The organism is Sphingomonas longa (genome assembly GCF_016892685.1).
Taxonomy (GTDB): domain Bacteria; phylum Pseudomonadota; class Alphaproteobacteria; order Sphingomonadales; family Sphingomonadaceae; genus Sphingomonas; species Sphingomonas longa.
Genome location: NZ_JAFEMC010000006.1, coordinates 1 through 26,865, shown reverse-complemented (window position 1 = coordinate 26,865; position 26,865 = coordinate 1). Strand labels below are relative to the sequence as shown.

The window sequence follows — 26,865 nt, the reverse complement described above, 5'->3', positions numbered from 1 at the left end:
CCATGGCTTTCCCCACTGCCGCGGGGGCCACGGCGATGGCCACGGTCAATCGCAACGGCAGCCTGGTGTCGGTCGAGCCTTATGCGCCCAACATCGTCCGCGTGACGATCGCCGTCGACCGGGCTCAGGCCGATGCTCCGCCGGGAGACGGCCCCAATGCGAAAGCCGATTCCGCCGGGTGGACGCACCGCACCGATGCCGATGGCGACGTCTTCGCCTCCTCTGCACTGACGCTGACCGTCAAGGCGCAGCCTTGGCCCAAAGCGCCGTCGCAGATGGAGCGGTATTTCGCGCCGTCGCTGCCACCGGTCGCGCTGCGGATCACCGATGCCGCTGGCAAGCCGCTGACCGAGATGACCGGTTGGGAGATGGCGCCGCACACCGTCAATGGCGAGAAGACCTTCCGTGTCGGCGCGAGTTTCTCCGTCGCGCCGGGCGAGCATTATTATGGGCTTGGCCAAAATCAGGAGGGCATCCTGGACCTGAAGGGGCGGACGATCGACTGCCGCCACAACTATGACGCTCCCGCAGGCGAGACGGTCTGCGTCCCCTTCATGGTCACCAACAAGGGCTATGGCATCGTCTGGGACAATCCCTCCGTCACCACCGTATCGCCCGGCCTGAATAATGCGACCCACTGGCAGTCCGAAGTCGGCGAGCGCGTGTCCTTCTTCGTGATCACCGGTGCGACCACCGACGAGCTCTACGCCGGCTATGCCAGGCTGACCGGTCAGACGCCGCTGCCGCCGAAAGCCGCGTTTGGCCTGATCCAGAGCAAGGCACGGTACGAAACGCAGAAAGAACTGCTCGACATTGCAGACGGCTATCGCAGTCGACAACTGCCGCTGGACGTGATGGTGCTCGACTGGTTCCACTGGTCACGCATGGGCCAGCTCGACATCGACCGCACCTATTTCCCCGATCCCAAGGGCATGAACGACAAGCTGCATGCCATGGGCCTGCGCTCGATCATCAGCGTCTGGCCGCGGTTCGAAAAGGAATCGCGCTACTTCAACATGCTCGCCAGCAAGGGCTGGTTCCTGAAGGACAAGGACGGCAACGTCGTCGACGGGCTGCCGATCCGGTCCGACCGGGCGGGCGCGTTGATCGATACCACCAACCCCGACGCCCGAAGCTGGTTCTGGGATCGCATCCGCGACAACATCGCCAGCGAGGGCTTCGACTGGTTCTGGCTGGACGAAACCGAACCTGATCTGGTGCCCGACGGCAACTTCTTCTCGATCGGCTCTGGCGACCGCTATCACAACATCTTCCCGCTGCTCCACACCACCGGTGTTGCGGAGGGATCGGCGCGCGACCGGCCGAAGATGCGCAACCTGATCCTGTCGCGCGCCGCGTATCTGGGTGTGCAGCGCAACGGCGCGCTGTTCTGGTCGTCGGACATCAAATCGACATGGGAAGCCTATCGCCGCCAGATCCCGACCGGGCTGGGCTTCACCGCCACCGGCATGGCCTATTGGGGAAGTGATATCGGCGGCTGGCAATGGCCGAACGGACCCAAGGCGGAGAAGACGGTCCTGCTCGATCCGGCCGGGGCGACGGCGATGGCGCCCAGCTATGCCGATTATCCGGAGCTGTTCACGCGCTGGTTCGCCTATAGCGTATTCACGCCGACGCTGCGGATCCACGGACAGCGGCCGGGAGCGGCGCTCTGGGAATATGGCACCGCAGCCGAGCCGGTGCTCGCGAGCTTCCTGAAGCTGCGCTACGCGTTGATGCCCTACATCTACTCGCTGGGTCGCCACACCTATGAAAGCGGCGCACCGTTCATGCGCGCGCTGTTCATGGATTTCCCGAACGACCCCAACGTCGCGAATATGGGCGACGAATATATGTTCGGCCCTGCCTTCCTCGTCGCGCCGGTGACCGAGCAGGGCCAGACGAGCCGCACGGTCTATCTGCCCGCCGGCGCAGACTGGTATGACTACTGGACCAACCAGCGGCATACGGGCGGTCAGAGCGTGACCGTACCCACCCCGATCGACCGCATCCCCCTGTTCGTGCGGGCGGGATCGATCGTGCCGATGGGCGTCCAGGTGCCGAGCACCGCGACCAGGCAGGCCCTGGAGAGCATTCGGGTCTATCCGGGCGCCGATGCCAGCTTCGCGATCTATGACGACGACGGCGTGACCAACGCGTACAAGGCCGGCAGGAACGGCACCACCGCGACGCTTCGGTGGGACGACGCGACCGGCCGGCTGCGGACGGTAGGCAAGCTGCCGACCGGTCAGGATGCAACGGCGTTGGTGCAGGTGATCGGCGCGCGATAGCGCGCGCCGAAAACGCCGGGCCGGTGGCGCAAGCGAGGACATGATGATGGGTTTCACCCGCCCTTCTGTCCTGGCCGGGGTCGCCGCCGCCGGCATCGCCCATCATGTGCTGGCCCGCAGCCTGCTACAGGTACCCGACGAGCTGTTCGCACGGTAAAAGCGTGCCGGTGCAAGCATTTCGTCAGTCTGACACCACGACAACCTCGACTGGTTCCGCCCCCGGCGCGACGGCGACGCCCTGCACGTCGATCGGACGCCGCGCCCGGCGAACGGCTTCGTTCCCATGCTGCGGCTTGACGGACCCGGGCTGGTCTGATGCGTCCGGCAATCGTCGTCAGCGATAGCGACCCATCGTCACCCTCAACAGCACAGGCCGATCGATGATGTTGATGCCGTAGTCGGTCTGGTCGCCGTTCCAGATGCGGTCGGTGGCCCACTGGCCGTTGACGAAACGCCCCTCCTCCACCTTGACGACCATGCCGTTCGCCGGTCCGCCCTTCCGGGTCGCGAAGGTAAGACGGACGTGGTCGCCAGTGAACAGGAACTGATCGGCGGATAGCTGGGCGACAGCGACGCCGCCGATCGGCTCCCGGCTCCACGGTGCTGGCTCCGACTTCAGCCAGGTCCACTCCCTCATGCCGAACTGCCACTCGCCCCAACTGGCGGTGATCGTCCAGTCGCCCATCGTCGTCGAAACCGGGGCGCCATCGTCGGGCTTGCCTGCGCCCCAGGTTGGATGCTCGAAGGCGAGCTTCGCCCATTCCCGGTTCATGCCCTGGAACACTGCATAGGGTTTGGCGAAGGCATCGAGCGTCTCGGCGTCCAGCGCCTTCGCCCCGAGCGGATAGTTGAAGAAGCCGGTATCATCCATGCCGAACGGCGCGAAGCCGATCGCGCCACGGCCGACGGCGTCGTAAAAATAGCGCGCGAACGTACGGGAATTGCCGATCTCCGGCACCATCAGCGCATTGTCCGGCCGGCTGTACGCGTCGAGATACAGGCCGACATTCCTGCTGACGTTGTCGTAGATGTCGGGAGCCGCGAAATCGATCGACGGCGCCGCCGCCTTCCAGATGTCGAGCACGTCCTGCTGCGGCCCGCCACTGGCGACACCGGTCGGATCGGGAACATTGGACGGCCCGGCCAGCGCCGCGTTGACGTACATCGGCAGCGGCTTCACCTTCTTGCCGGCCGCCACGATCTCATCGATGAATTTCGCCGTGTACCACGTGTTGAAGGCCCGGTCCGCCTGCCCCGCGAACACCTCCGTCCAAGTGCCCGACTTTCCGACCTTGCGCGCCAGCGGTGCCGGGATCGGGCGTGCGAACAACGTGTTCGAAGTGGCGCTGTAGTCACGCGGATTGCGGTAGCTTCCCACCTCGTTCTCGGGCTGCACCAGGATTACGGTGTTCTGCGCGTCGTGATCCTTCAAATAGGTCATCAACGCCACGAACGCGCGCTTGTCCGCCTCCAGCGTGGTTCGCGCCATGGGTGACAGGACGTAATGATCCTCTCCCGCCTTGTTCTTCATTCGGGGGAAGCGACGATTGTCCAGCTTGACCCAATCCGGCGTGTAGCTGGGCGACGTATTCTTCCACGTTCCGAACCACAGGAGCACGATCCGCTTGTCATGCGCGCGCGCCTGGTCGAGCAGCGTCTGAACGAAGCCGAAGTCGAACTGCCCCTCCCTGGGCTCGATCTGCTGCCACGCGACGGGAATTTCGATGGTGTTGGCGTGGATGCGGTCGAGCACCGGCCAGACCTGCGGCAGCGCCGACGCATAGTTGCTCGAATTATTGACTTGGCCTGCCAGAACCAGAAACGGCGCACCGTCCACGAATAGCGCGTGACGGCCATTCCGGGTTTCCAGATGCGGTACGGCCGTCTTGGCAGGCTGCGCGAAACCCGGCGTGGCGGTGGCGAGCAGCAAGCCGGCGGCGAGGTTGGCTAAACGTGTCACGGGTTTCCTACTCTGGCGGCAAAGCATGACCAGCGATCGTGCCCCGGACGCGTTTTAAGTCAGCGTCAGGCTGCTCTCAAGCCACAACGCGGCACGTCGAAGTTCGTGAACAATGACGTCGCGAATGGAGGGCCCGGTCCCTCGGCGATCGCGGCCAAGCACGAAACCACCGGGGTGTTGAGGAACCCCTGCTCGACGCCTTGTGCTGCCCGAATGCCCGAAGGTGTCTGGCGCTACCCTTCAACGATGTCGAACCGGGTCGCGGCTCCGGTGAGGCTGGAATCAGGCTCGAAAATGCAGTGCCGGCTGAGGACTAGTTGGCAGGCGTACAATTGCTCCGGGCAGCCCGATCAAGCAGCTACGAGGTCGAGCACGGCGTACACGAGACGCCGAGCGGCGGAGAGACAGCGCCACCTTCAGTGCACGTGGGCGTGCTTGCTAGATGCTTGCTGGCTCTAGGCTACAGAAGCAAAAATCTAGCCAAGCCGTTGAATTTGTTGGTCGGGGCGACAGGATTCGAACCTGCGACCCCCACACCCCCAGTGTGATGCGCTACCAGGCTGCGCTACGCCCCGACCGAGGACCGCGCCGGATTGATCCGGTGCCGTCCAGAGCCGGGGCCTCTACGCGGCACCGCCCGCGGATGCAAGCGCCGCGATCCTGACCGACATTGCGTCGGCGTGCGGGGGGTGGTAGCGGCCCTGTCCAACGCGCGGGCGGGTTTCCCGGCCCGGCCGATCAGTCACGTCGGGACATCATGCTCATTTCACCAGCCTACGCCCAGACCGCGGGCGGCGCCGCGCAGGCCAGCGGGATCGCTTCGTTCCTCAGCTTCGCGCCTATCATCCTCGTTTTCATCGTTTTCTACTTCCTGATGATCCGTCCCCAGCAGCGCCGCGTGAAGGCGTTGCAGGATGCCGTGTCGGCGGTGAAGAAGGGCGACTCGGTCGTGACCGCGGGCGGAATCGTCGGCCGCGTGACCAAGGTGGAGGACAGCATCGTCGAGGTGGAGATCGCACCGAACACGCGCGTGCGGATTGTCAAGGCGACGATCGCCGAGGTGACGAACCCCCTGTCCGCCAAGCCGGCGAACGACTGATGCTCGACTTTCCCCGCTGGAAGGTCTGGTCGATCTGGGGGCTGCTCCTGGCGCTATGCGCGCTCGCGGTCCCGAGTCTGGTGCCGGAACGCTATTCGCCCGCATGGATGACGCGGGCGCGTCACATCAATCTCGGTCTCGACCTCGCCGGCGGCAGCTATCTGCTGCTGGAAGCGGATGTGAACGACCTTGCAGCCACTCGCCTCGAATCGATGCGCGATCAAGTGCAGACGGAGATGCGCCGCGGCAATCCGCGCATCGCGATCGGCGACATCTCGACACGCGACGGCCAGCTGAGCTTCATGGTCCGCGACACGACTCAAGTCGATGCCGCGCGCGAACGCCTGCTCGGGATCATGGGCAGCGGCGCGGGCATGACCGGCCAGCGCGAATGGGACATCCAGGTCGTCGATTCGAACCGCTTCGTGCTGCGCCCGACCCAGGCGGGGCTGAAGCAGGCAGTCAACACCGCGATGAACGACGCGACGGAGGTGGTCCGCCGCCGCATCGACGCGCTCGGTACGCGTGAGCCGACGATCCTGCGCCAGGGCGACGACCGCATTCTGGTGCAGGTCCCCGGTCTTGGCGATCCGCAGGCGCTGAAGAGCCTGATCGGCAAGACCGCCAAGCTGGAATTCAAGCTGGTCGACGAGGTCGGCAATCAGGACACCGCCGCCATCGCCCGCCGTCAGGCGCCGATCGGCAGCGTCATCCTGCCCTATCCCAGCAATCCGTCCGGCGTCCCGCTGATCGCGCTGAAGCGACAGACGATCCTGTCGGGCGAGCAGATCGCCGACGCACAACAGACGTTTGATTCGCAGACTAACGCGCCGCAGGTCGCCCTGACCTTCAACGGCCCCGGTGGTGCGCGATTTGCGCGCGTGACTCAGGAGAATGCGGGCAAGCGGTTCGCGATCATCCTCGACAATTCGGTGATCTCCGCGCCGTCGATCAACGAGCCGATCCTTGGCGGTCGCGCGTCGATCTTCGGCAGCTTCACCGTCGAATCGGCGAATCAGCTCGCGATCGCGCTGCGGTCGGGCAGCCTGCCGATCACACTAAAGGTGATCGAGGAATCGACCGTCGGACCCGAACTCGGGGCCGACTCGATCCGTGCCGGCGTCCTCGCCTCCGCGGTCGCGGTCGCGCTGGTCGTCGCGTTCATGTTCGTGACCTATGGCCGGTTCGGCGCCTATGCGAACCTCGCCGTCGTCATCAACGTGTTCGTAATCCTCGGCGTGCTGTCGTTTCTAGGCGGCACGTTGACGCTGCCGGGTATCGCCGGGTTCATCCTGACGATCGGCACCGCGGTCGACTGCAACGTGCTCATCAACGAACGTATTCGTGAGGAGCGGCATCGCGGGCGCAGCGTCGTGCAGGCGGTCGAGCTGGGCTACAAGGAGGCCAGCCGCACCATCTTCGAGGCGAACGTGACGCACGCGATTTCGGGCTTCATCATGCTGGTGCTGGGCTCCGGGCCAGTGAAGGGCTTCGCGGTCGTGCTGCTGATCGGCATCGCAACGTCGGTCTTCACCGCCGTGACCTTCACGCGCATGCTGACCGCGCTGTGGATCCGGCGCACGAAGCCCAAGACGATCAATATTTGAGGCCGGGCCCATGAAACTCCTGAAGCTCGTCCCCGACGACACCAACATCGACTTCGTCCGCCTGCGCACATGGGCGTTCGGCCTGACGCTCGCCCTGTCGCTGATCGCGATCGGACTCGTCGCCACCCGTGGTCTGAACATGGGCGTCGATTTCGCCGGCGGTCTGATGATCGAGGAGAAGTTTCCGACTCCTCCCTCGCTCGACCACGTCCGCGAGGTCGTAAACGCGCAAGGCTTCGGTGAGGCGCAGCTCCAGCAGGCCAGCGACCCTCGGACGATCACCATCCGCCTGCCCGCGCAGCAAAATGCCGACGAGGGCGCCACCAACGCCGTCGTTCGCAAGGTGGAAACCGCGCTGGGACAGGCCTTTCCCGGCGCGACGTTCAATCGTTACGCGACGGTTTCGGGCAAGGTATCGAACGAGCTGATCCAGAACGGCCTGCTGGCGGTCGTTCTCGCCGTGCTCGGCATCGGCCTGTTCGCGATCTTCCGGTTCGAATGGCAGTTCGGCGTGTCGACCATCGTCGCTATCGTCCACGATCTGTTGATGACGGTCGGCTTCTTCGCGTTGACGCGGTTCGAGTTCGACCTCAACATCGTCGCCGCCGTGCTGACGATCATCGGCTATTCGATCAACGACAAGATCGTCATCGACGATCGTATCCGCGAGAATATGCGCCGCTATCGCAAGATGGAGATGCGCGAGATCATCAACCTGTCGGTCAACGAGACGTTGCCGCGGACCGTCATGACCTCGCTGACGATCCTCCTCGCGCTGGCGGCCTTGCTGGTGCTCGGCGGCCATGTGCTGCGCGGCTTCACCGCGGCGATGATCCTCGGCATCGTGGTCGGCACCTATTCGTCGATCTACGTGTCGTCGTCGCTGCTGATCGCGCTGGGTCTGCGGGCCGAGCCGACCCGCGAGAAGCCGGGCACGACCGACAGGACGCGTATCAGCGATGCCGAGCGCATCGCGCCGCGCGAGCCGCGCGCCTGAGCCTTCTGCGATGAGGATGGCGCGATGAGGATGGAACGCGGCCAGCCGGCGAGCGGCCCGGTGATCCGGGGCTTCACCGCCGCCGGCTTCCGGCTGGACGACGTCACCGTCGCTCCCGCGCTGCTGCTGACCGAAGACCGGGCGATCGATTGGACGCCCCCGCCGATCGCCGACCTGTCGATCGAGGCATTGGAGCCGGCGCTGACGCCGACGCCGGAATTCGTCATCCTCGGCACGGGCGCCCGCCTTGCCCGCCCGCCGCAATGGCTGGTCCGCGCCCTCGACGCCCGCGGGATCGGGATAGAGGCGATGGACAGCCGCGCCGCCGCCCGTGCCTGGGGCGTCCTGCGCGACGAGGGCCGGCGCGTAGCCGCCGCGCTGTATCCCCTCGACGCCTGACCCGCCGGCGGAACTGGCGGGCGGTTTCGTGCTCAGCCTCGTCGACGGCCCTCAGCCACCAGCCTGCGCAGATGCGCCGCCAGTTGCGCGGCATTGGTGTCCCACCCGAACGCGGCCACGCTCGCCGTCACCCCCTCGACCGGCAGCGGATCGGCGAGCAGCGCCCCGATCGCCTCCGCGAAGGCCTCCGGCGTGCGTTCGGCAAGGCGTCCTGCCGCGGCCGTGACCACCTCCGCCGCGCCGCCGGCGGGCGTGACCACCACCGGCGTGCCGCACGCCAGCGCCTCGACCCACGCATTGGCGAGCCCTTCGGAGGCGGAGGCCAGCGCCATCACGTCCGCCGCTGCGATCCGCGCCGGCAGATCGTCATGCGGCACCGCGCCCAGCAGCCGTACGCGATCACCGACGCCCAGCGACGCGATCAGCGCCGCCAGCCGCTCCCGCTCCGGCCCCTCGCCGGCAATGTCGAGCGTCACGCCGGGCAGCGAGGCGACCGCGCGGATCACCACGTCATGCCCCTTGCGCGGGATCAGTGCTCCGACCGCAACCACTCGGCGCCCCGGCACCCGCCCGCGTGGATGGAAGCGGTCGCGGTCGATGCCCGTGCGATGGACCGCGATCCGCTCCGCCGGCATCCCCAGCGCGATCATATCGTCGCGGATCGCCGCGCTGACGGCGAGCAGCCCGTCCGCGTCCCGTCCCGCCGCCAGCACCTGCTTTGCGGTCGCCGTCGAGCGCCCCCAATAGTGAATGTCGGCCCCGCGCGCCTTGATCGACACCGGCACGCCGTAACGCCGCCCCAGCGCCACCGCCGCCGGTCCGTCCGGAAAGAAGAAAGACGCATCGATCACGTCGAATTGGAGCCTGTCCAGCACTGGCACCAGCGCTCGCTCCAGCGCCGCGGCATGCCAGCGCCCCTGCGTTCCCGGTATCGTCGTGAACCGCGGGCGATGCACGTCAAGGCCGTGCCACGTCTCGCGCTGGGGTAATTGGGCGAGCGAACGATAGTGCCCCGATCGCGACAACGGCCACGGCGGCAGGCCGACCGGGGCCACGACGGTGACCTCGACGCCCGGCACAGCGGCCAGCCCACGCGTCTGCCGCTCCACGAACACCCCGAAATTGGGCCGAGACGCGTCGGGGAACAGCGTGGAGAGGGTCAGTACGCGCATTGTCGGCGGCATAGCGGGCGGACGTTAACATCCCCCCCGGTCACTGCTGCCGCCACACTACGTGCCACCCAGGCGAAGGCCGGGGGCCAGCATCGGCGCACATAGTGAGACCCACAGCATGATCGGCAACTGAACCCCGGCCTTCGCCGGGTGGGACGGCAACGAGAGGATCGGGTTAAGGCGCGGGCTGCCCCCTACTCCACCCAATCCAATCCAATATCGCGGTACAGTTCGCGATCCTCGTCCCAGCCCGGCTTCACCTTCACGTGCAGGTACAGGTGCACTGGCCGATCCATCAGCGACGCCAATTGGTTGCGCGCCCGCGCACCGATCTCGCGGATGCGCGTGCCGCCCTTGCCCAGCACGATCGCGCGCTGCGTCGGCCGCTCGACCAATATCTGCTGGTGGATCTCGACCGATCCGTCCTCACGCTCCTTGAACGCTTCGGTTTCGATCGCACTCGCATAAGGCAGTTCGGCATGAAGCTGCAGATAGAGCTGCTCGCGGGTCACCTCCGCCGCCAGCGCGCGCTCGGTCGCGTCGGAAACCTGATCCTCCGGATAATGCCACGGACCTGCGGGCATCGCCGCGGCCAGTGCCTTCTTCAACTCGGGAACACCATCACCCGTTTCGGCACTGACGAACCACGTTTCGGCAAAAGCGACCTGCGCGTTCAGGCGTTCGGCGTGCAGCAGCAGCTTGGCCTTGTCGGCCAGATCGACCTTGTTGAGGATCAGGTGCTTGGGCTCCGGCCGGTCCTTCAGCGACTCCGCGATGTCGGTCACCTTCGGCCCCAGCCCGCCCTTGGCATCGACCACCAGCGCCAACACGTCGGCTCCCTCCGCCCCGCCCCATGCCGCGGCAACCATCGCCCGGTCCAGCCGGCGTTTGGGTTCGAAGATGCCGGGGGTATCGACCAGCAGGAGTTGCGTATCGCCCTCGATCGCGACGCCCATCAGGCGCGCGCGCGTCGTCTGCGCCTTGGGGCTGACGATCGCCACTTTCTGGCCGACGAGCGCGTTGACGAGCGTCGATTTGCCGGCGTTCGGTGCGCCGACCACGGCGACGAGGCCGCAATGCTGTTCCTGATCCATCGGTGCCGGATGACGGAAAACAGCTTCAGCGACAAGGTCGGGGGTTATCCCCCCCCGACCCTGCGCCGTCGATTGGTCACGCGGGAACGGCGTCCGCCTTCGCGTTGATCTTGCTGGTCGCCATCCGCGTCAGCTTGTCGTCGGTCGCATATTCCTCATCCAGCGTCTCCTGCAGGATGCTCGCGATCTCGGTCCGGTCGAGCTGCTTCGCCCACGCGATCAGCGTGCCGTAACGCGCGATCTCGTAATGCTCGACCGCCTGTGCCGCCGCGATCAAGCCCGCATCCAGCACGTCCTTGTCCGAAATTTCGCCGGCGACCTCGTTAGCCTCCTTGATGATGCCGTCGATCGCCGGGCAGGTCACCGCCTTGGCCTTCTCGCCGAGCAGGTCGAACACGCGCTCCAGACGCGTGATCTGCGTCTCCGTCTCGCTCAGATGCCGTTCGAAGCCCTGACGCAGGTCCTGCGCCGTCGCCTTCTCGATCATCTTTGGCAGCGCCTTGGTGATCTGGTTCTCGGCATAATAGATGTCCTGCAACTGGTGCAGGAACAGGTCGTCGAACGTCGAGATGTCTTTGCTGAACAGGCCCATGATACGTCCTTCCGAGGAGGTGTCGATGGGTGTCCAACGGTCGGTAGCGTCGGGAGTTCAGTGACTTGCCCGAACAAACCGCTCGGCTCGGCGCTATGCGTCCACGTGTTCGAGCAGCGCCGCCGCCGCCGCGATCTCCGCTTCCTGCTTGTTGCGCCCCGTGGCCGTCGCGGACAGCGCCTTGCCGACCGTCACCGCGATCGTGAAGCGCGGCGCGTGATCGGGGCCAGAGCGATCGACCACGGTATAAACCGGCGGCGCGCGGCCATTGGCGGCCGTCCATTCCAGCAGCGCCGATTTGGGGTGACGCTGCATCGGCGCGGTCGGCCGCGAACCCCAGGCGCGGTGGATCAGAGCCCGTGCGGGCTCCAGCCCCGCCTCCCGATACCACGCGCCGATCAGCGCCTCCATCACGTCGCCCAACACATTGTCGCTGTTCGACGCGCCGTCGTCGCGCGCCTGTTTGCCGAGACGCAGATGATCGCGCACGCCCAGCTCGCGCGCCACCTCCGCGCAGACTGCGCCGGTCACCAGCGCGTTGAGCCGCTTGGACAATTGTCCCTCCGGCTCCTGCGGGAACAGCTCCCACAGCCATTCGGCCATGACGAGGCCCAGCACGCGATCGCCGAGAAACTCCAGTCGCTGATACGTCTCGGTCGCGTGGCTGCCATGCGTCAGCGCGCGGTTGAACGGCACCAGATCGGCGGGCACCCGGCCGAACAGGCCGGCCAGCCAGTCTTCCAGCGGCGGCGTCAGAAGCCTTCTCCGATCCGCTCCCACCGCGCCGCCGAGAACCATGTCCACGGCTTCAGCCATTCCGCCGACCCGTCGGTCGAGAAGAAGCCGACCATCGCCTTGCCCTCGATCCGCTCCAGCGGGATGTAGCCCATCCCGCGCGGGGCGGCGAAACGACTATCGGCGCTATCGTCGCGGTTGTCGCCCATCAGGAACACGTTGCCGGCGGGGACGGTGTAGAGGCCGGTATCGTCCGCCTCCGGGATGTCGCGCTGGTCGAGCACGCGGTAGCTGCGCCCGCCGGGCAACGTCTCGCGATACTGGCGATACCGGCAGATCGGCTGGCCCGCCGCGTCGGTGTCCTGAAAGTCGGACTCGCAATGCGTCGCGTCGAAATTGGGTGTCAGCGGTAGCGTGAAGTCGGCGATCCGCTGCTTCGGGATCGGCTTGCCGTTCAGGATCACCTGACCGCCGCGCACCTGGATCGTGTCGCCGGGCAGGCCGATGACGCGCTTGATGACGTCGTGGTCGTCGTGCGCCGGATCGGTATCGCCGGGCTCCGGGTCGGGCGACCGGAAGACGACGGTGTCGCCCCGCTCCGGCACCGATCCGAAGATGCGTCCGGGGATCAGAGGCACGCCCCATGGCAGCGACCAGCGCGAATAGCCGTAGTTCCACTTCGACACGAACAGGTAGTCGCCGATCAACAGCCGCGGCAGCATCGATTCCGACGGGATCGAGAACGGCGCGATGATGAAGCTGCGGAACACGAACACGATCAGCGCCAGCTTCAGCAGGAAGCGGATCGTCTCGTTCGTTTCCGAACGCTGCTTGCCGGAGAGCGGCTTGCCGGATGGAGCTTTGGCCATGATTTAAGGCGTGGCGTGCACCGTTGGCGGCGTCAAGATGGCCGGATCGTTTGCGCGTCCCATGCGTCCCCGCTAGCGACAAACCCGAAACGATTATCCCCCGGAGGTTTCATGAGCGACTGGTCGGCCATCGAGGCGCTACCCTCTTCCACGCTGCTGGAACTGTTCGACGCCGACCCCTCTCGACTCGACCTGCTGACGCTCGACACTGCGGGCATCCACTTCGACTGGTCGAAGACGCACCTGACCAAGGACGCCATCGACGCCTTCGCCGCGCTGGCCAAGGCCCGGAACCTCGCCGGCAAGCGCGATGCGATGTTCGGCGGCGAGCATGTCAACGTCACCGAGGACCGCCCGGTCGAGCACACCGCCGAACGTGGCGAGGGCAAGGCGGACAGCGTCGCGCGGGCCCGGCAATATCACGCCCGCATGCGCGCGCTGATTGACGCGATCGAGGCGGGTGCCCTCGGCGAAATCCGCTCCGTCCTGCACGTCGGCATCGGTGGCTCCGCACTGGGGCCGCACCTGCTGGTCGATGCGCTGGGGCGCGACGATCGCCGGTACGACGTGGCGATCGTGTCGAACGTCGACGGCATCGCGCTGGAGGATGCGTTCGACCGCTTCGATCCCGCGACCACGCTGCTGGTGATCGCATCGAAGACCTTCACCACGACGGAGACGATGCTCAACGCCAATTCGGCGATCCAGTGGATGACCGAGCACAATGTCGAGGACCCGTACGGCAAGGTCATCGCGCTGACCGCATCGCCCGACAAGGCGGTCGAATGGGGCGTGGACGAGACGCGGGTGCTACCGTTCAGCGAGGGCGTCGGTGGTCGGTACTCCTTGTGGTCGTCGATCGGTTTCCCCGCCGCGATCGCGCTCGGCTGGGACAAGTTCGAGGAGTTGCTGGAGGGTGCGGCCGAGATGGACCGGCATTTCCGCCTGTCCGCGCTGCACGAGAACGCACCCGCGCTCGCCGCCTTCGCCGACCTCTACTACACACAGGTCCGCCACGCGGAGACGCGCGCGCCCTTCGCCTATGACGAGCGCCTGCGCCTGTTGCCCAGCTACCTTCAGCAGCTGGAGATGGAGTCGAACGGCAAGGCGGTGACGGTCGATGGCCAGCCGGTCGGTCGCCCGACCGCGGCGATCACCTGGGGCGGCGTCGGCACCGACGCGCAGCATGCGGTGTTCCAGTTGCTGCATCAGGGCACGCATCTGGTGCCCGTCGAATTCATCGCGGTCATCGAACAGTACGACACGCTGGCGGAGGATCATCACCGCCAGTTGCTGCTGAACGCCTTCGCGCAGGGTGCGGCGCTGATGAAGGGCAAGCAGGCCGACGATCCGGCGCGCAGCTATTCGGGTGACCGGCCGTCGTCGACGCTGCTGCTCGACACGCTCGACGCACGGACGCTGGGGGCGCTGATCGCCTTTTACGAGCACCGCGTGTTCGTGAACGGCGTACTGCTGGGCATCAACAGCTTCGACCAGTTCGGCGTCGAACTGGGCAAGGAGATGGCAAAGGCCGCGGATCAGGGCGGCGGTGATTTCGACGTGTCGACGCAGGACCTGATCCGCCGCGCCGGTCTCGCCGCCGGCCTGAACGGATGACGGCCCTGCTGGCGCTCGCCGCCGCGGCCGCCGCCGCCGCCGGGCCGGCCATCGCCGATCTGCGGTGGGAACGGCGTGTGCTGGTGGTCGCCGCGCCGCGTGCCGACGATCCCGCTTTCCTGGCGCAGCGGCGCGCGCTCGGCGGGTGGGACGGTGCCGCCGACCGGGATGTGACGGTGGTCGAGGTAGCGGGCGACCGCGTTACCGGCGTCAGGGACGATGCGGCTGCGATCCGTAACACCTACGCGCTGCCAGCCGCACGTTTCGCGGTGATCCTGATCGGCAAGGACGGGCACGTGGCGGTTCGATCCGGGGAACCGATCCTCGCCGAATCCATTCAGTCGCGGATAGACGCGATGCCGATGCGCCGCGCGGGACGTCGCTGATGCGACCCCCGGCCCAGCCACAAGGGACAGGTGAAGATATGGCCATGGAAGGGCCCGGCAGCCGGGTTGCAAACGCGCGTCGATTGATCGTGGAAGCGCTCGACATTCTCGATTCGGAACAGCTCTTCATCGTCGCTGCGCATCTCGGCCACGCGCTCGACCTGCTGGACGCGGGCAGCGGCCAGGCTATGCCACCGCCGACGCGCTGAGCAACCGCTCGACGCGCGCCACACCGGCGTGGCTGAGCTGCACGATACCGCTCTCCCGGCAATCCCGATCGATATAGCCCTTCGCCTCCAGCGCATTGAGCCATCGTTCCGCCATCCCAGCGGTCATCGTCGTCGCGTCCGCCAACTCCTCCGCACGGATCAGCCTCCCCTCGGCTTCGGCCAGATAGGTCTGCAACAGGATACCCCAGGCGTGATCGGCGAACAGGTCGTCGCCCAGCTCGGCGCGGCGCAGTTGCATCATCTTCGCGATCTCGCGCGCGGCATGCCACAGCCGCTCGGGCCCCTCGGCCTGCTCACCCTGCCCGATGCGATGGATCGTACCGACCAGACGCCCTACCGCGCCGGACTGCAAGCGCGACACATAGACCTCGCACCAGACCAGCGTGCCGTCACCACGAACATAGCGCTTGCGGACCCGCAGCGGGCCTTGACCGATCGTCAGTGCATCGACGGCGCTGCGGTTTCGCACCACGTCCCCGGAATGCGTGAAGTCGGCGTAGTTCATGCCGACAAGTAGGCGCTCTGGCCGCTGCAACAGGTCGCACAGCGCCCGGTCCATCGTCAGGATGCGGCCATCCGCGTCGGAAACTGAATGACCTATCAGCATTGTCGTACCACTAAAGTCATCTACGCCCGGGCGGCCGACGTGCCAACCCATGTTAACCGGACATAGGTTGGCAACGTATGCTGCCGGGGCCCCTTGCCCCGTTCCGATGCCCGCGCCATGTGACGGCTCATCGGAAGGACCCCCATGCCTCAGTACGACTATGACCTCTTCGTCCTCGGCGCTGGCAGCGGCGGTACGCGCGCCAGCCGGGTCGCAGCCGCGCACGGCGCGCGCGTCGCGGTGGCGGAGGAGTACCGGGTCGGCGGCACCTGCGTCATCCGCGGATGCGTCCCGAAGAAGCTGCTCGTCTACGGCGCGCATTTCGCCGAGGATCTTCGCGATGCGCAGCATTTCGGCTGGGACGTGCCCAGCCCGTGCAGCTTCTCGTGGCAGCGACTGCGCGACAACGTGCTGAAGGAGGTCGACCGGATCAACGGCGCCTACACGCAGACGCTGGAGACGCATAAGGTCGACATCATCCCGCAACGCGCGGTCGTCACCGGCCCCAACAGCGTGAGACTGGCGGACGGCACCGAGAAGACGGCGGAGCGGATCCTCGTCGCGGTCGGGGCGCATCCGGCCATTCCGGAATGTCCCGGCCACGAACACGGCATCACCTCGAACGAGGCATTCCACCTCGACGCCGTGCCGAAGCGTATCCTGATCGCCGGCGCCGGCTATATCGCCAATGAGTTCGCTGGCATCTTCCACCAGTTCGGCGCGCACGTCATCCTCGCCAACCGCAGCCAGGAAATCCTGCGCGGCTATGATGCGCAGATTCGCGACCGCCTGCTTCAGATCTCGATGATGAAGGGGATCGAGTTCAAGTTCGACGCAGCGTTCCAGGGGATCGAGAAACTGGAGGACGGCTGCCTCAAGGTCAGCCTCGCCAACCACGATCCGGTCATCGTCGACTGCGTGATGTTCGCCACCGGTCGCCGTCCGAATACGGAGGGACTCGGGCTGGAGAGCGCCGGCGTCGAGCTGGACGAGATGGGCGCGATCAAGGTCGGTGACGACAACCGCTCCACCTGTCCGTCGATCTACGCGATCGGCGACGTTACCAACCGCATCCAGCTGACGCCCGTGGCGATCCGCGAGGGACAGGCGTTCGCCGATACCGTCTATGGCGGCAAGCCGACCACGGTCGATTACGAATGCGTGCCCGCCGCGGTCTTCAGCCACCCGCCGCTGGCCGGCGTCGGCCTGACCGAAGCGCAGGCGCGGCGGAAGCTGGGATCGGTGAAGGTCTACTCGTCGGACTTCCGCCCGATGAAGAACGTGCTGGCCGGGCGCAACGAACGCGCGCTGTACAAGATGGTGTGCGACGGCGACACCGGCCGCGTCGTCGGCATCCACATGATCGGCCCCGACGTGCCGGAGATCATCCAGGCCTGCGCCGTGGCGGTCAAGGCCGGGCTGACCAAGGCCGATTTCGACGCGACCGTGGCGCTGCATCCGAGCATGGCGGAGGAACTCGTTTTGATGAGGTGAGGCCGCGGGGCAGGCACGGCCACGTCCGTGCCGATGCGCGAAGCGCAGCCCCCGGTCCGGCCGGCGGGTCGGCAACGCCGAACCCGTCCGACGGCGCGGCTTGGCCGCGACGCCCCTTCTTCCTGTCGCCCCTTCTTCCTTTCCGGCGGGGGAACCCTCACTCCCCAGAGAACCGCCCCGGCCGCCGCTCCGCCACCGCGCGCACACCCTCCGCAAAGTCGGCGGTCTTCTGCAACCACGCCTGTTCCGCCAGTTCGTGATCCGTCTGCGCCGTCACCAGCGCGTACAGATCGCCGCGCATCGTCGCACGGGTGGATCGCACCGCCAGCGGCGCGCCCGCCGCGATCTCCTGCGCCAGCGCCAGCGCCCCAGAGTCCAGCGCATCCGGCGCGACCAGCGCGTCGAGCAAACCCCACGCCGCCGCTTCGTCACCGCGGATGCGCCGGCCGGTCAGGCACATCAGGTTCGCGCGCTGACGCCCGATCACCCGCTCCAGCACCGCGGAGATGCCGAAGCCGGGGTGAAAGCCGATCTGCACGAAGTTCGCCACGAACCGCGCGTCCGGCGTGCCGACGCGAAAGTCCGCGACCAGCGACAGGCCCAGCCCCGCGCCGACCGCGCTGCCCTGTACGGCGCACACGACGGGCGTCTTCACCGCGAACAGCCGCGCCGCCGCGACGTAGAACGGGTTGCGCTCCGCCGTGACGCCGTCGGCCACCGGATTGGCGTTGACCAGATCCGCACCCGCGCAGAATACCCGCCCCTCCGACCGCAGCACGATGGCGCGCACGTCGCGATCGGCATCCGCCGCGTCGAACGCCGCCCCGATCGCCGCGATCATCGTCAGGTCTGCAAAGTTCACCGGCGGGCGGGCGAAGCTGACGATCACGACATGCCCGTCGCGGCTGGTGGTGACGGTCATGCCGCCACTGTACCGCCGCGCGCCGCCATGCCAAGCTGTTCGAAAATCGGGGAGAGGATGCATGAACAAGCTGCTGATGGCTGCCGCGCTGTTCGCCACGACCGCGGGTGCCGTCGAACCGGCCGGGCCGATCGTCGGCCAGACGCCGCATATCGCCTATCGCACCGGCGACTATGCTTTCCAGATGTTCGTCCCGCGCGGCTATACGGATGATCGCCGGACCCGCTGGCCGCTGATGATCTTCCTCCACGGCTCGGGGGAGCGCGGCACCGACGTGTCCGTCGTCGCGAAATGGGGGCCGCCGGCGGTCGTCGCCAAGCATCCCGGTACGCCGATGCTGATCGCCTCCCCGCAACTGCCGGAGGGGGACTGGGATGTGGCGAAGCTCGACCGACTGCTCGCCGACCTGCGCCGCACCTACCGCGTCGACGATGCGCGCATCTACCTGACGGGCCTGTCGCTCGGCGGGATGGCGACATGGCGCTGGGCGCTGGCGCATCCGGCGCTGTTCGCGGCGATCGCGCCCGTTGCGGCGAAGACGCCGACCGACGCCGCCTGCACGCTGAAGGACCTGCCGATCTGGGCGCTGCACGGCGACCGCGACGAGGCGGTGCCGGTCCGCGGCGATTTCGAGATGGTGGAGGCCGTCCGCGCCTGCCGCGGCAGCGTTGCGCCGCGCCTGACCGTCTATCCGGACACCGACCATTTTTCATGGGTGCCCGCCTATGACGATCCCGCATTGTGGCGCTGGATCAGCGAGCAGCGCCGGGTCAACTCGCGGTAGCAGGCACCCGTCGCGCGCTGCGCAGGCTGTCGCTCGCGTACAGCGCACACCCGCCCCAGATCAGCGCGAAGGTGACGAGGTGGACCCAGCGCAGCGGCTCGCCGAACAGCAGCACCGCCTCCGCGAACTGCAAGGTCGGCGCGATATACTGGAGCAATCCCAGCGTCGTGTACTTCATCCGCCGCGCCGCCACTGCGAACAGCAACAGCGGCGCCGCCGTTACCGCGCCCGCCAGCACCAGCAGCAGATCGAGCCGCGTGTCCGTGCCCCACGCGCCCTGTCCGTGCAGCGCCGCCCAGCCCAGCACCGCCAGCGCCGCGGGTGCGAGGATCAGCGTCTCCACCGTCAATCCGCCCAGCGCGTCGATCGCCGCCACCTTGCGGATCAACCCATAGGTGCCGAAGCTCAGCGCCAGCGTCAGCGAGATCAGGATCGCGCCGCCCCCCGCCACCGCCATCACGACGACGCCCACCGCAGCGACGGCGACCGCCACCTTCTGCACGCGCGACACCCGCTCCCCCAGCACCGCGACGCCGAGCGCCACGTTGACCAGCGGATTGATGAAATAGCCGAGGCTGGCCTCCAGCACATGGCCGTTCTGCACGGCCCAGATGTACACCAACCAGTTCACCGCGATCAGGCTGGCGCTCGCGACCAGCAAGAGCAGCGTCCGCCCCCGCGCCGCCGCCGCGATCCCGCGCAACCGCCCCAGCGCCACGACGATCACGCCCAGCAGCAGCAGCGACCACACCACGCGGTGGCTCAAGACCTGAAGTGCCGGCACGTCCTTCAACAGCTTCAGATAGAGCGGCAACAGTCCCCAGAGGACATAGGCGCTGACCCCCAGCCAGGGCGCGGCGCGATCGGGGGGTGCAGAGGCCATGCACCCTCATCGCCGCTTCTGCGCTGCACCGCAACGAAGTTGGTCTTGCCGACGCCAAGGGAGTGCCGGGCAGGCACCGCCGCGAGGGATACCTACGTCATGCCGGGCGCGTCCCGGCATGACGGTGGGTGGTGCGGCGACTCCCCATCCCTCAGTCCGCGAAGAGCAACACCGGCGTTTCCAGCATCTTCTTCAGCGCCTGCACGTAACTGGCGGCGTCCCAGCCGTCGACGACGCGGTGATCGCAGCTGATCGACAGGTTCATCAACTTCGCGCGGACGATGTCGTCGCCCCCCTGACCGTTCGGCCGGAACACCGGACGCTCGACGATCTTGTTCGGGCCGATGATCGCGACCTCGGGCCGATTGATGACCGGGGTCGTCGCGATGCCGCCGAGCGGACCGAGCGAGGTGACGGTGATCGTGCCGCCGCCCAGTTCGTCCGGCTTCAGCTTGCCGGCCCGCGCCGCATCCGCCAGCCGCACGATCTCGGTCGCGAGCTGCCACACGTTGCGGTCCTGCGCGTCGCGGATGACGGGCACGGTCAGCCCGGCGTCGGTCTGCGCCGCCATGCCGACATGCACGCGACCATGGCGCGTCACCACGCCCGCCTCGTCGTCATAGCGCGCGTTGAGCATCGGGAACTTGGGCAGCGTCCGGCACATCGCCACGATCATCAGCGGCAGCAGCGTCAGCTTGGGCCGGTTGCCGCGATGGTCGTTCAGGTCGGCGCGGACCCGCTCCAGCTCGGTCACGTCGATCTCGTCGACATAGGTGAAGTGCGGGATGTTGCGCTTCGCCGCCGCCATGTTCTCGGCGATCTTGCGCCGCATGCCGATGACGCGGATCGCCTCGTCCGGCCGCGCGCGGCTCGCACCCGGCGCTGCATAGCCCTGATCCGTGCCGTAGCGCAGGAACGCGTCGAGGTCGGAATGACGGATGCGATCGGAGTCCGACTTCACCTGCGACAGGTCGACGCCGAGGTCCTTCGCGCGGGCACGGACAGCGGGGGATGCGAGGACCGGCGCGTCTCTCGCGTCTTCTCCCCTCCCTTTCAGGGAGGGGTTGGGGGTGGGTAGGGGCTTGGCAAGGCCGCTGGGAGACTCACCACCCATCCCCGGCCCCTCCCCAAGAGGGAGCGGAGAAGAGGAAACCACCTCCTCCACACCCGGATTCTCCGCCTCATATTGCTCGGCGACCTCCTCCTGCTCGCTCGACGCAGGGGCGGCCTTCAGTTCGACATCGACCGGCCCCAGCGCCGGCGCTTCCTCGGCGGAGGCATCGACGTCGGTTTCGATCACTACCAGCGCCGCACCGATCGCGACCTGATCGCCGACCTCGCCCGCCAGTTCGACGACGGTGCCGGACACCGGCGACTCCATCTCGACCGTCGCCTTGTCGGTCATCATGTCGGCGATGTTCTGGTCTTCCTCGACGCGCTCGCCGATGCGGACGTGCCAGGCGACGATCTCGGCCTCGGCGATGCCTTCGCCGATGTCCGGGAGGCGGAAGGTGAAACGTGCCATGTCCTACGCGTCCTTCATGATCTTCTTGAGCGCCTCGCCGATGCGCACCGGCCCCGGAAAATAGGCCCATTCCAGGCTGTGCGGGTACGGCGTGTCGAACCCCGTCACGCGCTCGATCGGCGCCTCCAGATGGTAGAAGCATCGCTCCTGCACCAGCGCCGACAGCTCCGCGCCGAAGCCGGACGTGCGCGTCGCCTCGTGCACGATCATGCAGCGGCCGGTCTTGCGCACCGACGCCTCGATCGTCTCGATGTCGAGCGGCACCAGCGTCCGCAGGTCGATGATCTCCGCGTCGACGCCCGCCTCCGCGACGACCGCGGTGCAGACGTGGACCATCGTGCCGTACGCCAGGATCGTCAGCGCCTCGCCCGGCCGCACCACCTTCGCCTTGCCCAGATCGACGCGGTAGTAGCCGGTCGGCACTTCACCGGCGGGATGCTTCGACCAGTTTTGCGACGGTCGGTCCCAGTATCCGTCGAACGGGCCGTTGTAGATGCGCTTGGGCTCGAAGAAGATGACCGGGTCGTTGTCCTCGATCGCCGCGATCAACAGGCCCTTGGCGTCGTAGGGGGTCGACGGGATCACCGTCTTCACGCCCGACACGTGCGTGAAGATACCCTCCGGCGACTGCGAGTGCGTCTGCCCGCCGAAGATGCCGCCGCCGAACGGCGACCGCACCGTGATCGGCGACGTGAACTCCCCCGCCGAGCGATAGCGCAGCCGCGCCGCCTCGCTGACCAACTGGTCGAGCGCGGGGTAGATGTAGTCGGCGAACTGGATCTCCGGCACCGGCCGCAGCCCGTACGCGCCCATGCCGACCGCAACGCCGATGATGCCGCATTCGGTGATCGGCGTATCGAACACGCGCGTCTTGCCGAACTTCGCCTGAAGCCCGGCGGTCGCGCGGAACACGCCGCCGAAATAGCCGACATCCTCGCCCATGACGATCACGTCGGGATCGCGCGCCATCATCACGTCCAGCGCGGAATTGATCGCCTGGATCATGTTCATGCGGGTGGTGTCGCCGTCTGCGGCGATGTCCGCGGCGGTGTCGTTCTGAACGTCGTTATCAGTCATGGCTTCACTCATTGTCCCTCTCCCGTCGGGAGAGGGAGGGAGCCGCGAAGCGGCGGAAGGGTGAGGGCAGGACAGCCGTACGGACTGCCCTCACTCTTCCCACGCGGCGATGCCGCGCGGGACCCTTCCCTCTCCCAAGGGGAGAGGGAGCTATGCAGCATCACTTCCGGTCCCACGGCCGGCCGCTCGCCGCTTCTTCGGCCATCATCTGCGCCTGCTGCTCGCGAAGGTGCCACGGCATCTCCTCGAACACGCCGTCGAACAGCGTATCCAGCGGCTGGTGCAGACCGTGACCGAGGATGCCGTTCTTTTCGGCCTCCTTCTGCGCCGCCTTCACCTGCTCGGCGAGTTCGCGGTCCTGCGCGGCGTGCCGCTCCTCGTCCCACTCGCCCAGCGCGATCAGGTGATCCTTCAGCCGCCGGATCGGATCGCCCAGCGGCCACGCGGTCGGCTCACCGGCGGAGCGATATTGCGTCGGATCGTCGGAGGTCGAATGCCCCTCGGCGCGATAGGTGAAATGCTCGATAAGCGTCGGCCCCTGATTGGTCCGCGCCCGCTCCGCCGCCCACTGCGTCGCCGCATAGACCGCGAGCGCGTCGTTGCCGTCGACGCGCAGTCCGGCGATCCCGTACCCCACCGCGCGCGCCGCGAAGGTCGTCGCCTCCGCGCCCGCAAAACCGGAAAAGCTGGAGATCGCCCACTGGTTGTTGACGATGTTCATGATGACGGGTGCGCGGTACACCGTCGCGAACGTCAACGCCGAGTGGAAGTCGCCCTCCGCCGTCGATCCTTCGCCGCACCACACCGCCGAGATGCGCGTATCGCCCTTCGCGGCGGAGGCCATCGCCCAGCCCACCGCCTGCGGGTACTGCGTGGTCAGGTTGCCGGAAATCGAGAAGAACCCGGCTTCCTTCGCCGAATACATGATCGGCAACTGCTTGCCCTGCAGCCGGTCGCCCTTGTTCGAATAGATCTGGTTCATCATGTCGACCAGCGACCAGTCGCGCGCGATCAACAGCCCCTGCTGACGGTAGGAGGGGAAACACATATCCTCGTAATCCAGCGCATGCGCAGCGGCGACCGACACCGCCTCCTCGCCCGTTGCCTTCATGTAGAAGCTGGTTTTCCCCTGCCGCTGCGCCCGAAACATCCGCTCGTCGAACGCGCGCAGCAGCGCCATGTGGCGCAAGATCCGGCGCAGCGTGTCGGCGGACAGGCGCGGGTCCCACGGACCGACGGCGCGGTTGTCCTCGTCCAGCACCCGGACCATCGTATAGGCGAGTTCGGTGAAGTCGCGCGGCGAGGCGGCGGTATCGGGGCGCGGTGCGGAGCCGGCGGGCGGCACCTCGACGCCGACGAAATCGACCGCGTCGCCGGGCCGGAACTTCGGCTCGGGCACGTGCAGGGACAACCGGGGCAGGTTGGCGCGCGTCGGATCGGCCACTCGTCTCTCCATCTACGACGGCCACGGGGCTGTTCCCCTCGCGACCTCCCGACCCTCTTGCCGCTTTGAAATAAAATTTCAAGCGTCGTTCGGTGCTGCGCCTGCACTCCGCCTGTGCCGAGCGGCTCGCGCGCCCTCCACCAGCCTGCGGCAACATCGCTGTTTCCGCGGCCTCTATCTAACTTATGCTATTGTAAAACAAAGGAACTGTCGACCGCCGTGCCTGTTCGAAACGCATCGGACACAGGAGATAGGACATGGCACAGAAAGGCGCAGGCGGTAATCCCGGAGCGATCACGACCAAGGGCGGCGACGGCGCCCGCGGCAGCCTTGGCACGGGCCGGGGCGGCGGCACCCGCACCGGCGCCAAGAAGACCGCCTCGGCCAAGGATGACGAGGGCGGCAACGCCGGGCAGAAAGTCAACGGAGCCTAAGCCGGGCCGGCCGGGCGTCCCGTCACGCCCGGCCGTGGCGCTCGCGCCCTGCCCTTGATCGAAAGCGCCCTTCGGATCACTCCACGGTCTGCTCGATCACCCCGAAGATGGGATGATGGCGGTCGTCCTCCGCCCAGATCCGCACCGTGTCGCCCTTTTTCAGGAACGGCGTCACCGCCTGTCCGCCGGTGATCGTCTCGATCGTGCGAACCTCCGCCAGACACGAATAGCCGACGCCGCCCTCCGCGATCGGCTTGCCCGGTCCGCCGTCCGGCCCGCGGTTCGACACCGTGCCCGACCCGACGATCGTCCCCGCGCCGAGCCTGCGCGTCTTCGCCGCGTGCGCGACGAGCGTACTGAAGTCGAAATTCATGTCCTCGCCCGCCTCGGCGCGCCCGAACGGCTGGCCGTTCAGGTCGACGTTCAGCTTGCGGTGCAGCTTGCCGTCCCGCCACCAGTCGCCCAGCGCATCCGGCGTCACGAACACCGGCGAAAAGGCGCTCGCCGGCTTCGACTGGAAGAAGCCGAACCCCTTCGACAGTTCGCCGGGGATCAGGTTGCGCAGCGACACGTCGTTGGTCAGCCCGACCAGCCGCACCGCCGCCAGCGCCTCGTCGCGGCTCGCGCCCAGCGGCACGTCGCCGGTGACGACCACCACCTCCGCCTCCAGATCGCAGCCCCAGCTTTCGTCCGCCAGCGGGATCGCGTCGCGCGGCCCCAGGAACCCGTCCGACCCGCCCTGATACATCAGCGGATCGTGCCAGAAGCTGTCCGGCATCTCCGCCGCCCGCGCCTGCCGCACCAGCGCGACGTGGTTCACGTACGCGGACCCGTCCGCCCACTGGTAGGCGCGCGGCAACGGCGCCGCGGCGGCGTGCTCGTGAAAGCGATCGCGCGGGATCACCTCATGCTCCAGATCGGTCGCCAGATTGCGCAGGTCCGGCTCCAGCCGGTCCCAGTCGTCCAGCGCCGCCTGCAAGGTCGGGGCGATGTGGCCGGCATCCGCGCACCAGGCGAGGTCGTTCGACACCACGACGAGCTTGCCGTCACGGCCATGCTTCAGGCTGGCGAGTTTCATGTGGGGGACCTCTCCTTGTTTGACTCGAAGGGTACGTCCGACCCTCGCGTCCGACAAGCGCAGCTTGACTTTTCCGCGGTGCAGCGTATTTGGCGCACCATCGAGGCGTCATGCAGCGTGATCGGACCTTTATCGGTTCGGGCTCCGTCTCGGTCCAGCCAACGGCTTCCCTACTCACGCGGGGTGTCAATTTCCCCCGCCAAGCGAGCGCATCCGTGCGCGCGGCCTTGGCATCTGTTCTAAGGTTACCCCATGTCCTTTATCGATCTCGGCCTGTCCGAGCCGCTCGTCCGCGCGCTCGAAGCCAAGGGCTATTCCACCCCTACGCCGATCCAGGCGCAGGCCATTCCGACCGTGCTGGAGGGCGGCGACCTGCTCGGCATCGCGCAGACCGGCACCGGCAAGACCGCGGCGTTCACGCTGCCGTCGATCCAGCGCATGGCCGCCGCGCCGAAGCGCGTGCTGCCGACCCACTGCCGCATGCTCGTCCTCGCCCCGACGCGTGAACTCGCCAGCCAGATCGCCGACAGCGCGCGCGACTATGGCAAGTTCTCGAAGATGTCGGTCGCGACCGTCTTTGGCGGCACCAGCATCAACAAGAACCGTCAGGACATGAGCCGCGGCGTCGACATCCTCGTCGCCACGCCGGGCCGCCTGATTGATCTGGTCGAGCAGGGCTTCGTCAACCTGTCGATGATCGAGATCCTCGTCCTCGACGAGGCCGACCAGATGCTCGACCTGGGCTTCATCCACGCGTTGAAGCGCATCGTGAAGATGGTCCCGCGCAAGCGCCAGACGCTGTTCTTCTCGGCGACCATGCCGACCTCGATCCGCGAGTTGGCCAGCCAGTTCCTGCACGAGCCGGCGACCGTCTCGGTCAAGCCCGCCGCCACGACGGCGGAGCGCGTCGACCAGCACGTCATCTTCGTTAACCAGGCGGAGAAGCAGGCGCTGCTGACGCTGACGTTGCAGGATGCGGCGATCGACCGCGCGCTGGTCTTCACCCGCACCAAGCACGGCGCGGACCGCGTCGTGAAGCTGCTGGCCGGCAACGGCATCGCCGCGAACGCGATCCACGGCAACAAGAGCCAGGGACAGCGCGAGCGCGCGCTCGGCGAGTTCAAGTCGGGCAGCGTCCGCATCCTCGTCGCGACCGACATTGCGGCGCGCGGCATCGACGTCTCGGGCGTCAGCCACGTCGTCAACTTCGAACTGCCGAACGTGCCGGAACAGTATGTCCACCGCATCGGCCGCACCGCGCGCGCCGGCGCATCGGGCATCGCCATCGCGTTCTGCGCCGATGACGAGCGGCCGTACCTGCGCGATATCGAGCGCACCACGCGCCAGAAGATCCCGGTCCAGGCTCTGCCCGAGGATTTCCAGAACAAGGCGAACGCGATCAAGTCGCAGCGCGTCAAGGCGATCGGCGAGGATCCCGCCGCCCGCGCCGACCGCCCCCGCCAGCAGCGCGGCCCCGCCAAGCCGCGCGCCACCCACGCGCCGCAGCACACCGGCGCGACCGGCCGCAACTACGCCAACGCCAGCCGCGGCGGTCGCCCGGCCGGCGGT

25 protein-coding genes and 1 tRNA gene are annotated in these 26,865 nt (G+C 67.3%); 12 read left to right on the top strand and 14 right to left on the bottom strand.

Translation table 11 applies throughout. The annotated features are described in order from the left end of the window. Window positions 1-2: 2 nt before the first annotated feature. Window positions 3-2,291 carry a glycoside hydrolase family 31 protein gene (locus ILT43_RS16995; RefSeq protein ID WP_239474999.1) on the top strand — a complete coding sequence of 763 codons (2,289 nt, stop codon included), beginning with the start codon at window positions 3-5 and terminating at the stop codon, window positions 2,289-2,291. Between the two features lie 334 nt (window positions 2,292-2,625). On the opposite strand, the gene ILT43_RS16990 is transcribed toward ILT43_RS16995, so the two are convergent. Further along, window positions 2,626-4,278: a DUF5597 domain-containing protein gene (locus ILT43_RS16990; RefSeq protein WP_239474985.1), complete on the bottom strand. Its 1,653-nt coding sequence runs from the start codon at window positions 4,276-4,278 to the stop codon at window positions 2,626-2,628. Window positions 4,279-4,749: 471 nt separating this feature from the next. Continuing rightward, a tRNA-Pro gene (locus ILT43_RS16985) sits at window positions 4,750-4,826 on the bottom strand. Between the two features lie 182 nt (window positions 4,827-5,008). Here ILT43_RS16985 and yajC point away from each other — a divergent pair. The 4 genes from yajC to ILT43_RS16965 are packed head-to-tail and all read left to right on the top strand — an operon-like array spanning window position 5,009 to window position 8,353. Further along, complete coding sequence (yajC, locus tag ILT43_RS16980; RefSeq protein WP_211534582.1) at window positions 5,009-5,350, top strand: preprotein translocase subunit YajC; 342 nt, start codon at window positions 5,009-5,011, stop codon at window positions 5,348-5,350. Next, complete coding sequence (gene secD / locus ILT43_RS16975; RefSeq protein WP_204200176.1) at window positions 5,350-6,957, top strand: protein translocase subunit SecD; 1,608 nt, start codon at window positions 5,350-5,352, stop codon at window positions 6,955-6,957. The genes yajC and secD overlap by 1 nt, the downstream gene beginning before the upstream one ends. Window positions 6,958-6,967: 10 nt before the next feature. Continuing rightward, window positions 6,968-7,954 (top strand): protein translocase subunit SecF, encoded by a 987-nt coding sequence (gene secF / locus ILT43_RS16970; protein WP_204200175.1) that lies wholly within the window; start codon window positions 6,968-6,970, stop codon window positions 7,952-7,954. A 24-nt stretch (window positions 7,955-7,978) separates the two neighbouring features. Then, window positions 7,979-8,353 carry an Mth938-like domain-containing protein gene (locus ILT43_RS16965; protein WP_204200174.1) on the top strand — a complete coding sequence of 125 codons (375 nt, stop codon included), beginning with the start codon at window positions 7,979-7,981 and terminating at the stop codon, window positions 8,351-8,353. A gap of 32 nt (window positions 8,354-8,385) precedes the next feature. Here ILT43_RS16965 and ILT43_RS16960 read toward each other — a convergent pair whose 3' ends face one another. The 5 genes from ILT43_RS16960 to lepB form a co-directional block, all read right to left on the bottom strand. Further along, a complete protein-coding gene (locus ILT43_RS16960) occupies window positions 8,386-9,525 on the bottom strand; it encodes a glycosyltransferase (RefSeq protein ID WP_204200173.1) in 1,140 nt (379 codons plus the stop codon). Between the two features lie 194 nt (window positions 9,526-9,719). Further along, on the bottom strand, window positions 9,720-10,619 hold the full coding sequence (gene era / locus ILT43_RS16955) for a GTPase Era (protein ID WP_204200172.1): 900 nt from the start codon (window positions 10,617-10,619) through the stop codon (window positions 9,720-9,722). A gap of 76 nt (window positions 10,620-10,695) precedes the next feature. Then, window positions 10,696-11,211: a YciE/YciF ferroxidase family protein gene (locus ILT43_RS16950; RefSeq protein WP_204200171.1), complete on the bottom strand. Its 516-nt coding sequence runs from the start codon at window positions 11,209-11,211 to the stop codon at window positions 10,696-10,698. A 93-nt stretch (window positions 11,212-11,304) separates the two neighbouring features. Further along, the gene (rnc, locus tag ILT43_RS16945) at window positions 11,305-12,009 is read right to left on the bottom strand and encodes a ribonuclease III (protein WP_204200379.1); all 705 of its coding nucleotides are present in this window, start codon (window positions 12,007-12,009) and stop codon (window positions 11,305-11,307) included. Beyond that, window positions 11,964-12,815: a signal peptidase I gene (gene lepB / locus ILT43_RS16940; RefSeq protein ID WP_204200170.1), complete on the bottom strand. Its 852-nt coding sequence runs from the start codon at window positions 12,813-12,815 to the stop codon at window positions 11,964-11,966. Before lepB ends, rnc begins: the two co-directional genes overlap by 46 nt. Window positions 12,816-12,926: 111 nt before the next feature. Here lepB and pgi point away from each other — a divergent pair, with 111 nt between their 5' ends. From pgi to ILT43_RS16925, 3 genes are read left to right on the top strand one after another with little or no spacing between them, the layout of a single operon-like run. Beyond that, entirely contained in the window at window positions 12,927-14,432 is a 1,506-nt protein-coding gene (pgi, locus tag ILT43_RS16935; protein WP_204200169.1) for a glucose-6-phosphate isomerase, read from the top strand. After that, a complete protein-coding gene (locus tag ILT43_RS16930; RefSeq protein WP_204200168.1) occupies window positions 14,429-14,818 on the top strand; it encodes a DUF4174 domain-containing protein in 390 nt (129 codons plus the stop codon). Before pgi ends, ILT43_RS16930 begins: the two co-directional genes overlap by 4 nt. 38 nt (window positions 14,819-14,856) lie before the next feature. Beyond that, complete coding sequence (locus ILT43_RS16925; RefSeq protein WP_204200167.1) at window positions 14,857-15,027, top strand: hypothetical protein; 171 nt, start codon at window positions 14,857-14,859, stop codon at window positions 15,025-15,027. On the opposite strand, the gene ILT43_RS16920 is transcribed toward ILT43_RS16925, so the two are convergent. After that, window positions 15,005-15,655 carry a PAS domain-containing protein gene (locus ILT43_RS16920; protein ID WP_204200166.1) on the bottom strand — a complete coding sequence of 217 codons (651 nt, stop codon included), beginning with the start codon at window positions 15,653-15,655 and terminating at the stop codon, window positions 15,005-15,007. The genes ILT43_RS16925 and ILT43_RS16920 overlap by 23 nt on opposite strands. Before the next feature lie 144 nt (window positions 15,656-15,799). Between ILT43_RS16920 and gorA the strand changes: the two genes are divergently transcribed. Next, the gene (gene gorA / locus ILT43_RS16915; protein WP_204200165.1) at window positions 15,800-17,149 is read left to right on the top strand and encodes a glutathione-disulfide reductase; all 1,350 of its coding nucleotides are present in this window, start codon (window positions 15,800-15,802) and stop codon (window positions 17,147-17,149) included. A gap of 157 nt (window positions 17,150-17,306) precedes the next feature. Here the strand turns inward: gorA and ILT43_RS16910 are convergent, their stop codons facing one another. Further along, on the bottom strand, window positions 17,307-18,071 hold the full coding sequence (locus tag ILT43_RS16910; protein WP_204200164.1) for an enoyl-CoA hydratase/isomerase family protein: 765 nt from the start codon (window positions 18,069-18,071) through the stop codon (window positions 17,307-17,309). A 61-nt stretch (window positions 18,072-18,132) separates the two neighbouring features. Here ILT43_RS16910 and ILT43_RS16905 point away from each other — a divergent pair, with 61 nt between their 5' ends. Further along, a complete protein-coding gene (locus tag ILT43_RS16905) occupies window positions 18,133-18,855 on the top strand; it encodes a carboxylesterase family protein (protein WP_204200163.1) in 723 nt (240 codons plus the stop codon). Here ILT43_RS16905 and rarD read toward each other — a convergent pair. The 4 genes from rarD to ILT43_RS16885 form a co-directional block, all read right to left on the bottom strand. Beyond that, window positions 18,842-19,738: an EamA family transporter RarD gene (rarD, locus tag ILT43_RS16900; protein WP_204200162.1), complete on the bottom strand. Its 897-nt coding sequence runs from the start codon at window positions 19,736-19,738 to the stop codon at window positions 18,842-18,844. The genes ILT43_RS16905 and rarD overlap by 14 nt on opposite strands. A gap of 151 nt (window positions 19,739-19,889) precedes the next feature. Then, the gene (locus ILT43_RS16895; RefSeq protein WP_204200161.1) at window positions 19,890-21,263 is read right to left on the bottom strand and encodes a dihydrolipoamide acetyltransferase family protein; all 1,374 of its coding nucleotides are present in this window, start codon (window positions 21,261-21,263) and stop codon (window positions 19,890-19,892) included. A 3-nt stretch (window positions 21,264-21,266) separates the two neighbouring features. Then, entirely contained in the window at window positions 21,267-22,274 is a 1,008-nt protein-coding gene (locus tag ILT43_RS16890; RefSeq protein ID WP_204200378.1) for an alpha-ketoacid dehydrogenase subunit beta, read from the bottom strand. A 226-nt stretch (window positions 22,275-22,500) separates the two neighbouring features. Next, on the bottom strand, window positions 22,501-23,784 hold the full coding sequence (locus ILT43_RS16885) for a 3-methyl-2-oxobutanoate dehydrogenase (2-methylpropanoyl-transferring) subunit alpha (RefSeq protein WP_204200160.1): 1,284 nt from the start codon (window positions 23,782-23,784) through the stop codon (window positions 22,501-22,503). Window positions 23,785-24,041: 257 nt separating this feature from the next. Between ILT43_RS16885 and ILT43_RS16880 the strand changes: the two genes are divergently transcribed. Continuing rightward, window positions 24,042-24,218, top strand: a complete 177-nt coding sequence (locus ILT43_RS16880; RefSeq protein ID WP_204200159.1) for a hypothetical protein — start codon at window positions 24,042-24,044, stop codon at window positions 24,216-24,218. Window positions 24,219-24,294: 76 nt separating this feature from the next. Here the strand turns inward: ILT43_RS16880 and ILT43_RS16875 are convergent, their stop codons facing one another. Continuing rightward, entirely contained in the window at window positions 24,295-25,296 is a 1,002-nt protein-coding gene (locus ILT43_RS16875; RefSeq protein WP_204200158.1) for a fumarylacetoacetate hydrolase family protein, read from the bottom strand. Between the two features lie 252 nt (window positions 25,297-25,548). On the opposite strand from ILT43_RS16875, the gene ILT43_RS16870 reads away from it, so the two are divergent. Next, window positions 25,549-26,865 (top strand): DEAD/DEAH box helicase (locus tag ILT43_RS16870; protein ID WP_204200157.1); only part of this gene is annotated, 1,317 nt, incomplete at its 3' end.